The 12,592-nt window shown below is 43.6% G+C and carries 13 protein-coding genes; all 13 read left to right on the top strand.

Annotated elements, in window-relative coordinates; translation table 11 throughout:
• Positions 1 to 94: 94 nt before the first annotated feature.
• The 13 genes from ACJJIZ_RS19415 (at position 95) to ACJJIZ_RS19475 (ending at position 12,463) form a co-directional block, all read left to right on the top strand.
• Positions 95 to 835 (top strand): TIR domain-containing protein, encoded by a 741-nt coding sequence (locus ACJJIZ_RS19415; RefSeq protein ID WP_444914522.1) that lies wholly within the window; start codon positions 95 to 97, stop codon positions 833 to 835.
• A gap of 12 nt (positions 836 to 847) precedes the next feature.
• Positions 848 to 1,210, top strand: a complete 363-nt coding sequence (locus ACJJIZ_RS19420; protein WP_444914523.1) for a hypothetical protein — start codon at positions 848 to 850, stop codon at positions 1,208 to 1,210.
• Positions 1,211 to 1,316: 106 nt separating this feature from the next.
• Positions 1,317 to 2,414, top strand: a complete 1,098-nt coding sequence (locus ACJJIZ_RS19425; RefSeq protein WP_444914524.1) for a hypothetical protein — start codon at positions 1,317 to 1,319, stop codon at positions 2,412 to 2,414.
• 234 nt (positions 2,415 to 2,648) lie between these two features.
• On the top strand, positions 2,649 to 3,485 hold the full coding sequence (locus tag ACJJIZ_RS19430) for a DUF2971 domain-containing protein (protein WP_444914525.1): 837 nt from the start codon (positions 2,649 to 2,651) through the stop codon (positions 3,483 to 3,485).
• Positions 3,486 to 4,331: 846 nt separating this feature from the next.
• Positions 4,332 to 5,084 (top strand): hypothetical protein, encoded by a 753-nt coding sequence (locus ACJJIZ_RS19435; protein WP_444914526.1) that lies wholly within the window; start codon positions 4,332 to 4,334, stop codon positions 5,082 to 5,084.
• Between the two features lie 1,029 nt (positions 5,085 to 6,113).
• Positions 6,114 to 6,587 carry a helix-turn-helix domain-containing protein gene (locus tag ACJJIZ_RS19440; protein ID WP_444914527.1) on the top strand — a complete coding sequence of 158 codons (474 nt, stop codon included), beginning with the start codon at positions 6,114 to 6,116 and terminating at the stop codon, positions 6,585 to 6,587.
• A 971-nt stretch (positions 6,588 to 7,558) separates the two neighbouring features.
• Entirely contained in the window at positions 7,559 to 7,867 is a 309-nt protein-coding gene (locus ACJJIZ_RS19445) for a transposase (protein ID WP_444895975.1), read from the top strand.
• Between the two features lie 8 nt (positions 7,868 to 7,875).
• Positions 7,876 to 8,721, top strand: coding sequence for an IS3 family transposase (locus ACJJIZ_RS19450; RefSeq protein WP_444914528.1), 846 nt, complete (start codon positions 7,876 to 7,878; stop codon positions 8,719 to 8,721).
• 47 nt (positions 8,722 to 8,768) lie between these two features.
• Positions 8,769 to 9,188 carry a hypothetical protein gene (locus ACJJIZ_RS19455; RefSeq protein WP_444914529.1) on the top strand — a complete coding sequence of 140 codons (420 nt, stop codon included), beginning with the start codon at positions 8,769 to 8,771 and terminating at the stop codon, positions 9,186 to 9,188.
• 18 nt (positions 9,189 to 9,206) lie between these two features.
• Complete coding sequence (locus ACJJIZ_RS19460) at positions 9,207 to 9,629, top strand: GNAT family N-acetyltransferase (protein ID WP_444914530.1); 423 nt, start codon at positions 9,207 to 9,209, stop codon at positions 9,627 to 9,629.
• Between the two features lie 564 nt (positions 9,630 to 10,193).
• Positions 10,194 to 10,640, top strand: a complete 447-nt coding sequence (locus ACJJIZ_RS19465; RefSeq protein WP_444914531.1) for a GIY-YIG nuclease family protein — start codon at positions 10,194 to 10,196, stop codon at positions 10,638 to 10,640.
• Positions 10,641 to 11,443: 803 nt separating this feature from the next.
• A complete protein-coding gene (locus ACJJIZ_RS19470; RefSeq protein WP_444914532.1) occupies positions 11,444 to 11,920 on the top strand; it encodes a hypothetical protein in 477 nt (158 codons plus the stop codon).
• 24 nt (positions 11,921 to 11,944) lie between these two features.
• The gene (locus ACJJIZ_RS19475; protein ID WP_444914533.1) at positions 11,945 to 12,463 is read left to right on the top strand and encodes a hypothetical protein; all 519 of its coding nucleotides are present in this window, start codon (positions 11,945 to 11,947) and stop codon (positions 12,461 to 12,463) included.
• The last annotated feature ends 129 nt before the right edge of the window (positions 12,464 to 12,592 follow it).

The raw sequence follows: 12,592 nt of genomic DNA on the forward strand, positions 1-12,592 counted from the left end.
TTCTGCACCTGGGATATATTGACTGGTGATATAATGCGATTGCTTTTGAATACACTGTCATGCACTTATTTCATCGAATCATCAAGGGGAATGAATGGCACTTTCTAATATGCTAAATGACAATTTGACCATTATGAAAGTTAATGGAGATACGTTCGAGAATGTTAAAGGCAGCGTTCAGAAGAATAAAATAATTATTCAACGTTCAGATATATTGATTGAAGCTTCAGACCAAATTCTCCGTAAGATGTCCAACGGTGGAACTGAAGAATATGAAGTTGTTGATCCGGGCTTTCATGAAGGGATAGGCAGTATAAAAGCCGGCTATCAAATGGAAGTGAAAAGAGCACAAAAGTCTATCGTAGGTGATGTCTCAGAAATAAAAGGAAGTACCTTGAATAACAAAGTTTTTATCGTACACGGTCATGATGACTTAGCAAAAGTCACACTTGCAAGATTTCTGGATCAAGTAGGGCTAGAGCCTATTATTTTGCATGAACAGGCGAGTTCAAGCCAAACTATCATTGAAAAAATCGAGTCTCATAGTGATGTCGGTTACGCTATTGTTTTATATACGCCATGCGATACCGGCGCGAAAGAAGGTAATGACCCGGCACCGAGAGCAAGGCAAAATGTAGTTTTCGAACATGGCTATTTTATAGGTAAGCTCGGTCGCTCAAAGGTGGCCGCTTTAGTAAAAGGTCATATAGAAACTCCAAATGATATTAGTGGCGTAGTTTATATAGATCTTGACGACAGAGGAGCTTGGAAAATGGATGTTTCAAAGGAATTGGCCCAAGCAGGCTTTTCTATAGATTTAAGTAAGGCAATTTAAAGGGCAATATTTATGTATTTACCAAGTTTGGAGTGGGTTTTTGAGAGGTTAGAGAGTTGGATGCTGCACTCTTCTACGAGAGAGCAAGAAGCTATGGATCTTTTCTTGGATGCATTAAGTCTTACTCAGCAATATCTTGGAAAGCTAGAACAAGATATGACTTTCGCTAACATTGAAAGTGAGCATGAATTATCAGCTGCATGGAATTCTGCTGCAAAGGCCGTTCGAAGCTTTGATCATGACTTATACCAGAGATGCTTGGGTAAGGCTTGTCATTGGTCTGGTTCTAGCGAGTTTAGGAATTCAGAGATTTCAGAATTAAATATATCAATTCAAAAAATGATCAAAATCGCATCAGAGAAACGGCGTGCATAACAAGCAGCTGCAATCTGACTCCGCAACTTGTCACGCTTTTGTTACAAAAATCCCGCCAGCTTGCTACACCGTTGAGCTGGACGTTATACCCTAAGAAGAAAGCTCCGTGAAAAGATATAAATTCCTAGATGAAAGGAAGTTTCGTTACCTATGTCAGGGGCTTACCCTAGACAAAAGAGATTTGGCTGTTTTAGATAATTCGTTAGTAGGGTTAGATAAGATAAACAAACTTCCTTCTAGAATTGTGTCGCACAATCAGAAGCATGGATTTAGCAAGTCCTTCGTAGAGGTTGGTCCCCAAATAATCGTCAATCTAAATAAAATGCACTCTCCGGAAAAAGGGCCTTTTGTTATGGCTCCGGTGGTAAAAGAGAACAACATATTAGATAAAGCTCCTTCATTACACATCAATTTAAATAGCCTCTCTCTTGATATTCCTCAGCGTGTAGAAATCCCTTTAAGGTTTGTGTTAAAAGGTCTTCCTAAACTCGAAGGAACACATATGGTTTACCTCCATGTGCTGAAAATGGAGGATGGGGTAAATTATGTATATTACGGAATTACAAAAAGAGGCTGGATGAAAAGGTTTAATGAGCATATGTCTAGCTCATTAAAAAACGAATCTAATTTGCTATTCCATAGAACTCTGAGAGAAGGGATTCTAGGTAGGTTAACTCAATTGTATGGGGAATCAAGTACCCGTGGCCAATCTAAAGAGTTCGTAGAAAAAATACTGGTAGGTAATCATCATGTTGTGTGTGGGGCAGGGCTTTCAGAAGAGAAAGCTCTTGAAACAGAGGAATATCTTGTTAATAAATATAGTTTTTCACATAACAATGGGCTAAACATGATACCCGGAGGAAGAGAGGGTATCGCTTACCTACATAAGCATAATTTGCTATCGAAAAACAAATCCATACTAACCGATGCTGAAAAAGATAACATAATCAGTAAATATCTAAGAGAAAACCCTCGGAAAGGGTTGCCTAATCTCGCTATTTCAGAACACTGGAATAATCCAGATTATGCTGCAAAAGTTATTTGCGGAAGAGCTGGTAGATTAACTGTCGAACAGGTTGGTGTAATTCGAGAGGCCGCACTAGATGGACGGTCCATCGAAGAAATTAAAAAAATTATTAACGGTAAAAGTAGTGAGCAAATAAGAAATATTATTCAGGGAAAAACATACAAACGGATAGAATAATGCATAACAATGGCGGCTGAGAGGGACTTGCCTTCTGCGGTGTTCGTTTGTGACTGAATGCCACAAGCCTTTGCCCTGATTGGAGAGAGCAATTCTCCGAGAAAGTGGAAGAGAGATGGAAGCTAATCTCTGCATACTATTTATATATCGGAGTACAACTAAAAACAAAACCAAAAAAGGCAATGCGACGCATGAATGTGCTTACTTTTGACGTTTGGCAAAGAGTTCGTTTTAATGAAGTACTATAAATACATTTCTGATTGGCGTGCTTTGCCCTATTTACTCAAGGGATCAATAAAGTTTACACCAATTAGTGAGCTAAATGATCCTTCAGAGCTTACCTCTAACATAATAAGAGAGGATGTTATGGCGTCTCTCGATCGTTTGCGTGAGAGAGGCTACTCTGATGAGGATCTTCATTGCTTGCAACAGCAAGGAGTCTTGTTGAGTAAGTTGTCACCGGGGTCGCAAGCCGTTCCAACGCCAAAAACAAAAGAACAAGCGACACAACTGATACGTTCGTCGTTTTACGAGCGTGTCGATCTGCTTGAAACATTACTAGAAAATACAACGAACGAAATATCTAGTAAAGTTGGCATATTTTGTGTTTCCAAGCGGTTTGATTCATTACCCATGTGGGCACACTATGCTAATAATGCGAACGGCTTAGTTGTTGAATTTAAAAATTTAGATAGTATTTTTACTGGCGATGATACCGGCATACTAAATCAACTCGTAGACGTTAAGTACGAGCGTGAATTTTATGGCGTCACCTTTGATCCAAGATCACATGAAGCACTCTTTTTTTACAAATTTAGCGATTGGTCGTATGAAAAAGAAGTTCGTGTAGTACTTCCTTTAGCTAGTTGTAGCTCATCGAAGTTCGAAAATCACACAATTTACACTATGAATATACCGGTCACATGTATTTCAAGAGTTTTTCTTGGTTGGAATATGAAAGGTTCAGAAATTGATAAAGCCAGGGATGTTGTTAATACGAATGAAAGTAAAATATCTTTGAGTTCGACAAAATTCAATAAAGGAAAAATCACAATTGACGTAAGTGCCTAGCGGTAGTTTCTAACTACCGCCCCCCCCATAGTGCAAGTCCGCAATGAGCGGTTCCCTATCCGTAATGAATCTCTACCCAACAATAGTGTTGAGCAGCTTTTCATTTGAGCTGAGTGTCATGGCAGTGCGCCACCTCAATTTTATATCCGACTGGGAACATATCGGTAAGCTAGTCCTGTCTCTTAAGTCATGGATTTAGGTTCAGGCCTCCACCATGTCCAAGGTATTAACCTAGGCATTAGGCTACTATGCCGTCGGCTGAGTTCTGCTTAATCATCTTGATCATTACTGACCAAAACACAACTGTGTTCCACCACTTTTATCTATCCCCGCAATGATGGCTAGTAGGTTAGGCCTACTTATGAGTCAGCAGCCACACTGACAGCTTCACAGCAGCTAGCTAGACAGATCTCCCCAGATAAGAACGTGAACTTTCGCTACACAGCTGTATCATTGACTCTACCCATTAGATCACTCGGCTTCGCTGTCCTTGGCTACCTCGCCTCCAGGCTAAGCCTTATAGGATGTTTCTATTTGTCAGCTCGTAGTTTTGCAAGCGACTTCCTCCCCACAAGACTTCGCAGTGTTGCAGTTGCCATTCGCCAATAGTTAGCATTTAATGGTATCCATTAAATGGTGATCCTCCTACATTGGACTTTCACCCTACTAGTCCACGCCTATGCTGGGCGTACCAAGCGCATGTTGACGGACTGAATTTCCGCTATGCTCCAAGCCAGCCTTAATACGGGCGTTAGGTGGTACACCTTATTTAGGTCGCGTAAAAACTCTGAAATTGAGAAACATATGAGTAGATGTTGGGCTAATTCCCTCGGTGATTGTGACACTATGTCTGGCGAGCATATTTTCAGTAATGCCATTTTTAAAGCAGGTTGTTCTTGCCCAATTATCGTTGATGGAGTTAAGAGAATTCGGGGCGGCGCTCCGACTTATGGTGCAGAAAAATCAAATATCTTGTGCCGTCACCACAATTCAATCTTGAGTCCACTTGACAACGTTGCCGGGAAGATTGCTTCATTTCAAGCACAATCAAATGAAAAAGAATTTGAGGAAAACCTTTATATAGAAGGTGAGCTACTAGAGCGGTGGCTATTGAAAACTGTAATTAACATGGCGGCTGCGGGCTGGGCTGGCTCTGAAAAATGGCTTCCATCACCTGAAATAGTAGAGGCAATATTTGGTATGCGCGATATTCCAAACGGTTACGGCCTGTACAGTGTAGATGGCATAGATCCAAATCATCGGCCATCTGGCGGCGTAAGTTGTATCCCTATCCACTTACCTACCCCCCATGAAGTAATATTGGCCGGGGCATATGTAAGCGTTCATGGGATGCCGTTATTTGCATCGTTCCATGATGATTTAGCCCAAAGGCTAGAACAGGGTGCTATTCCAGGTCTTTTACCACATTTTTCAGAGGATGGCTTAAAGCACCTATACCACCCAGGCGCCATCGTTATATCGCGAAAAAAAGGAAAGCCTGTTTTTATTGGGTTAAGCTGGAACGGGTTACTGAAATTTGCAGATGGTAGTACAGCGACCTTCCCGCATACCGGGCAACAAAGCAATGAATCCACCTAAATCGTGTGGCGGTAGCTTCTAGCTACCGGCCCCCACACCACCCATAGTGCAAGTCCGCAATGAGCGGCTCCCTATTCGTAATGAATCTATAACCCACTATAGTGTCGAGTAGCTATTCATTTGAGGTGAATGTCATGGCAGTGCGCTACCTCAGTTTTATCCGACTGGAAACATATCGGTAGGCTAGCTCTGTCGTTTAGCTCGTGGATTTAGGTTCAGGCCTTCATCGTATCCAAGGCATTAATCTTGGCATTAGGCTACTATGCCATCGGCTGACTTCGGTTTAATCACCTCGGCCATTGCTGACCGAGGCGCTGCTGTGTTCCGCCACTTTTTTTATCCTCGCGATAGTGGCTAACGGCTTGAGCCAACTTATGAGTCAGCGGCCACACCGACAACTTCACAGCAGCAAGCTAAACAGATCTCCCCAGTTAAGAGCGTGAACTTTCACCACACAACTGCATCATTGACTCTACCCGCTAGATCATCCAGCTTCGGTGTCCTTGGCCACCTCGCCTCCAGACTAAGCCTTATAGGATGTTTCTGTTCGCCAGCTCGTAGTTTTGCCAGCGGCTTCCTCCCCACAAGACCTCGCGGTCCTGCAGTTGCCATTCGCTAATAGTTAGAATCCATTCAGCGGTGATCTTGCTAAAGGGGGGACATTCACCCCATTAGTCCACACCCATGCTCGGCGTAGTTTTGCCGCAGCGTTCCAACACACTCCGCTGGAGCTCGTGAAGAAAAGACAATCGCACAAATCCAGGCTCCGGCATTGGGCGCGTACTAAAGCCGTTTAGGCTATCCAAGTATCTAGACCGGGAGAAATTTCAATCTCCCTCCGGTAGATATGTTTTTCTCCCAGGTGGGAGATACAAGCTTCTCCCAAATAAGTACAACCATTAACACATACTCACAGTAACACACACCAATATTACAAATAGCCCCCTAGAACAAAATTTCTCCCCCTTATACTTGGCCATTGCCATGAATCTATAGATACTAGAGGCATGCTGAATAGGAGGACTTTTTATGGGCACAAAAGAAAAACCGCCAACGCTTAAAGCTAACGAGCAAAAGTGGGGCAAAGAAAATATAGATGCGGGGTGGACGCTGATCCCAAATGCATTGCTAGTACATCAATCCACATTGGGACTCACTCCAATGGATTTGAATATCATCCTGCAAATAGCTCGCTATTGGTGGGAGCCTGGAAATCACCCGTTCCCAGCAAAACAAACGATCGCTGACTGTATAGGCGTTACGCCAAGAACAATACAGAAGCGTATCCAAGAAATGGAAAAAGCGGAGTTTATCGAGCGGATTGAGCGGCGGGAAAGTAAAACTGGCAGCAAAACCAATATATACCGGTTGTCACCTCTCATAGAGGTATTACTGCCCTATTCAAAAGACATGATCACTCAACGTGATAAGCGTAGAAAAGAGGATAAAACTAGGCCAACTATGCGCGGTAAGCCAAAATTAAAAGTGGTAGGTGACAAATGATAGAGCAAGTCATCAAACTAATAGAAACTGCAAAGTCCATAGATTCAGGCTTAGCAGCTGTCATGGTAGTTGGTTTAGGTTTTGTAGTCTTAATTTTGGTATTAGCAAAATGATACATGCGTATAAATCGGGTAGCCGGTAGTTTCTAGCTACCGGCCCCCACATCACCCATCATGTGGGTCCGCAATAGGCGGTTCCCTTTCCGCTATGAATCTCTCCCTAGCAATAGTGTCGAACAGCTCTTCATTTGAGTTGAGTGTCATGGCAGTGCGCCACCTCAACTTTATCCGACTGGAAACATATCGGTACGCTAGCCCTGTCTTTTAACTCGTGGATTTAGGTTCAGGCCTTCACCCTGTCCAAGGTATTAGTCTTGGCATTAGGCTACTATGCCGTCAGCTGACTTCTGTTTAATCACCTTGGTCATTACTGGCCGGGGCGCTGCCGTGCCCCACCACTTTTTTCTATCCCTGCGATGGTGGCTAGTGGTCTGGGCCTACTTATGAGTCAGCGGCCACGCTGACAGCTTCACAGCAGCAAGCTAAACAGATCTCCCCAGATAAGAACATGAACTTTCACTACACAACTGCATCATTGACTCTACCCGTTAGACCACCCGGCTTCGATGTCCTTAGACATCTCGCTTCCAGTCTAAGCCTTATATTATGTTTCTGTCCGTCAGCTCATAGCTTTACTAGCTGCTTTCTCCCCAAAAAGCCTCGTGGTATTGCAGTTGCTATTCGCTAATAGTTAGCATTTAATGAAGCCCATTAAATGGTGATCTTCCTACAGGAAACTTTCACCCCATTAGTTCACGCCCATGTTGGGCTCATCAAGTAAAGGCACCCGATGTCAAAACCGCTGCTTCGCTCTGGTTTTGCCACAGGTGCTTTAGGCGTTAGAGGTAAGACTTACCCACGTTTAGTAGACACCCTGTATAGTTAGGTTTAGGCCTAACACGGAGGTGTATCATGGGTAAGAAAAGAACTCAGGCGTATACGGAGGAGTTCCGCAGAGAAGCAGTTAAGAGAGCGGAAAAGCCTGGAGCAACAACGGCTTCTGTGGCGCGAGAGCTAGGCGTCAGCGCACAGCAGATCTACAACTGGCGTCGTCAATTTAATCGACTGTCTGATAAGCAGTTCAATAGTTTAGACGGTGTCGACTATTCCAAACAGGAAAGCGCTGAAGTTCGCAAACTCAAGAAGGAGCTGCATGAAGCTCGTCAGGAGGTTGAGTTTCTAAAAAAGGCAGCTGCGTACTTTGCGAACCACCAAGAGTAAAGTACGCATTGATACAAGAGCATGTAGGGTCATTCCCGGTTAGCTTGATGTGTCGGTGTTTAGAAGTCTCAAGATCGGGTTATTATCGATGGCGGGGGCGACTGCCATCTGCTCGCACGATTAGAGAGATACGAACAATCGAGAAAATCCGAGAGACGTTTGTTGAGTTTAAAGGTCGTTATGGCGCGCCTAGAATTGCTTGCGAGCTTCAAGAGTTAGGTGAGCCATGCTCGCGGAACTACGTCGCTAAGCTTATGCAGCAGGAACATATTAAAGCGAGAAACGGCAAAGGCTTTCGATATAGTCAGCCCGTAGAGGGGAGCATTAACGTCTCCGCCAACTTACTTAAGCGTTGCTTTGATGTGGATCGACCAAATTGCCGCTGGACCAGTGACATTACGTATATCTGGGCTCTGGATAGGTGGCTATACCTCGCGGTAGTTATGGATCTGTACTCTCGACGTATTGTAGGTTGGGCATTCGACTCGCAGATGACCGATGAATTGACACGTCGAGCATTGAAAATGGCCCTAGAGCGACGACCAATAAAGCCTGGACTGCTAGTTCACTCTGACAGGGGTGTGCAATATCGATCGCAGAAATACCAGGATCTCTTGTCCGAAAGCAAGTGCAAGCCGAGTATGAGTCGCCAGGCTAACTGTTGGGATAATGCGGCAATGGAATCATTCTTTAGCAGGCTAAAAGTCGAGCTGGTCTATGCCGGAACATTCGAAAGCGAAGAGCAAGCAAAATCTGAGGTGTTTGAATACATTGAGATTTTCTACAATAGGGTTCGTAGGCACTCTGCATTGGGCTATGTAAGTCCAGCAGAGTATGAGCGAAAATACACATAGTTAGAGTGTCTACTTTTTGTGGGCAAGACCAAGGTAAGGAGTTTCAAATGAGGGCCATTTTATTAATAACCATTCTTTTTCTTGGTGCTTGCGAAGTATCCACTTCAAAGAATTATACTATTCAAGTTGAGGGAGGCCAGAATCATGAGGAGAACCTCAAGGCCGCCCCTGTCATAGCAAACCTTGTCTGGAATGGCAATTTACATCATCAAATTCAAAAAGAAGTTGTAGAGCTCCAAGATCAAGATTTAAGTAATCTTTTAGGTCTTCGTTCCAAAAATGTGTCTTTTAGTTCTGGTGAAAAAGGCGTTTTTATTCAATGCATATTTAAATCTTCATTCAATGACGAGGTGGGCGATAAAGTAATTGAGATTTGTAGAAAAGAAGTGGAAGCTCAAATTGCTGACCACTTCACTTCCAACAAGTCAAATCATTCGGACGCCACTGTCGCGACGCCCGGTGTTTGAGACGTTATGACTTGACCAATGATACAATTTATTAAAACCAAAGACTTGGATAAATCTGCAAAACTTACTCTTGCCAACATGCAGGAGTACTATGACATGTATGGCGTAGACTGGACTTTATCAGATGTACGCAGTGCAATTGAAAATCTTGAGAATTATGATGTAGTGAATGATGATGGAGTTTTTGGGATTGTTAGACTCTCATTTGAAAACAATCGCTGTCAACTACGAGATATTCAAGTTGTATCTAATCAACAAAACAAAGGGTTAGGCGCTTTAGTTATCTCTAAAGTAACCGAGCTTGCAAGGCAAAAAAATCTAGGGTTCATTGATCTACGAGTATTTAAACGTAGTCCAGCATATAGACTTTATGGTCGCCTAGGGTTTGTCATAGAAAACGAAGATGATAGATTTTACCAAATGACGCTTACAGTCATATAAATCGGGTAGCCGGTGGTTTCTAGCCACCGGCCCCCACACCCGCCATTGTGCAGATCTGCAATGGGCGGTTCCTATCCGTAATCTCTGCCCAACGATAGTGTCGAGCAGCGCTTCACTTGAGTTGAGTGTCATGGCAGTGCGCTACTTCTGAATCAGCGACCACGCTGACAGCTTCACAGCAGCAAGCTAAACAGATCTCCCCAGATAAGAACGTGAACTCTCAATACACAACTGAATCATTGACTCTAGCCGCTAGACCACCCGGCTTCGCTGTCCCTGGCCACCTCGCCTCCAGGCTAAGCCTTATAGGATGTTTCTATTTTCCAGCGCGTAGTTTTGCTAGCCGCTCCCCCCCACAAGACCTCTCAGTATTGCAGTTGCCATTCGCCAGTAGTTAGCATTTAATGGAATCCATTAAATGGTGATCTTCCTACAGAGGGCTTTCATCCCATTAGTCCACGCCAATGCTGGGCGTAGCAAGTAAAGGCACCCGACGTCAAAACCTCCGCCTCGCGCTATACCCGCGTGTGTTGCGAACATTTATCCAGCTTAAACGGAGAATTAATGGAAATCCGCTTTGATCAAATTAACGAAGAGGTGCCAACTGATCCGGGGTATTATGAAATATACACAACTAAAGGCACTCTGTTAAAGGTGGGGATCGCTAAAAACCTTAAGAAAAGACTGATGCAGCATGCTCGCTCAAAACAGAGCGCACTAAAAACTGTACATCGGGCAGATGAATCATGTCCAAAAATCTTTCTTTCCAAAGATATAGAATCAAAACAATCAATATTGGCAAAGCATCTATTCTTCGATTCGAAAATAACAAATGATTATGCAGACAGGGGCTATAATTTAAAAACAGAAGTCGGTAGGTGTTCATTCCTTAATGAATGTTGCCGTTTGAAATTTACAGTTACTGAAAGCCGAGAGGAAGCTAAAATAAATGAGAAAAGATTAGGAGCTAGCGGAAAGTATCGTTATGTTGGGAAAGTTGTCCAGCGGTAAATCACGTAGCCGGTAGTAGCTACCGCCCCCCACATCACCCATCGTATAAGTCCGAAATGGGCGGCTCCCTATCCGTAATGAGTTTCTACCCAACGATAGTGTCGAGCAGCTCTTCATTTGAGTTTAATGTCATAGCAGTGCTCTACCTCAACTTTATATCCGATTGGAAACATATCGGTAAGCTAGCCCTGTCGTTTCACTTGTGGATTTTGGCTTCAGGCCTTCACCATGTCCAAGGTATTAATCTTGGTATTAGGCTTCTACACCACCGGCTGACTTCTGTTTAACCACCCTCGTCATTACTGACCGAGGCACTGCTATGTCCCACCACTTTTTTATCTATCCCCGCGACGGTGACTAGCGGGCTGGGCCTACTTATGAGTCAACGGCCATGCTGGCAGCCTCACAGCAGCAAGCTAAATAGGTCTCCCCAGATAAGAACGTGAACTATCACTACACAACTGCATCATTGACTCTACCCGTTAGATCACCCAGCCTCGGTGACCTTGGCCACCTCGCCTCCAAGCTAAGCCTTCTAGGGTGTTTCTGTTCATCAGCTCGTATTTTGCTAGCGGCCCCCTCCCCACAAGACCTCCCAGTGTTGAAGTTGCCATTCGCCAGTAGTTAGCATTTAATAGAATCCATTAAATGGTGATCTTCCTACAGAGGACTTTCACCCCATTAGTTCACGCCCATGCTGGGCGTACCAAGGCCAGGCACAATCGCCCCTTCTGGGCTGGACCGCCGCTGCTTCAAAGCTCCGGCCTGTGCTGGCGGGCGTTATATGAATACGAGGAATCATCATGGATAAGAAAGATATTGATAGAAAGGATCAACTTGTAAGGGAGATTCTTGCTGATTGGGGTGAAGCACTCTTAGAGGTTGGAAAAGATATTTCAGTACGCGATGTACTAAAGCAGGAGTTAAGGGTTGCAACCCCGACCTTAAGAATATTCATAACAGTTAAGACTTTTGAAGAAAGAGCTGAGTATTATCGCTCTCATGGCAACTACGAGGAGTTAAAAGAGAAGCTAGCAGAGGCAAAAAATACTCTAAAGAAACAAATAGAACTAGGCTCCATTTTTATGAGAAATGGATTTCATTATAAAATTGATGGTGAGACCATCGAAATGAGCTCAGAAAGGCTTAATAATGAAAGCTTAGCCGGGGCTCTTAATAATGTGAAAGCAGAAATGGATAGCCAAACAGAAGATGACCTAAATTCAGAGTTTAGTAGCTTGCTTAAAGGTATCGAAATGTTTGCTGAGGTTTATAATTAATCAATTTTAATAATAGGAATTGTTTTGTCTGAAGAAGCCGGAAAGTTTGTATTAAAAGCACCTAAGGAGCTTTTGGTAAAGCTTGTAGAGCTAAATGGGGAGGACTTAACAGAGGTCCTAAAAGAGCTTTTTTCGTACTCTGGTGTAGAGTCAAAAACATACAAGCGCGAGAGCTATAGATTCGATAAGTCGGAGTTAATAGGCGACTATCTAATCGCAACATATGGACAGGCCTGCTGTGAATGGAGTTACATTGCTAATGCTCTTCTAAAACAAGGTAAAGGTATCGAAGTCTACGCTAGTTGTAATTGCTACGATGAGTGTAGCTACGAATACTACGCATTAGATGAAAAAGGTACAAAAGTGGCATTTTCTTTACCCTTAGAGAATGCAGACGAGATTGTACAAGAAGATGAAGACTTCATTGAGCGAGTATCACAAAAAGCGAAACAGTGGAGCTCCATGATTCCAGAGCAAGTCAAGCAAGGGGCTCCAGAGTTTGATGAAGTACAACTTGATGAGTTCTTAAGTTACTGCGAGTAATCATATAAATCGGGTAACCGGTAGTTTCTAGCTACCGGCCCCCACACAACCCATCGTGCGAGTGCGCAATGGGCGGCTCCCTATCCGCAATGAATCTCCACCCAACGATAGAGCCGAGCAGTTCTTCAT

The organism is Microbulbifer maximicatervae (SeqCode) (assembly GCF_052467225.1).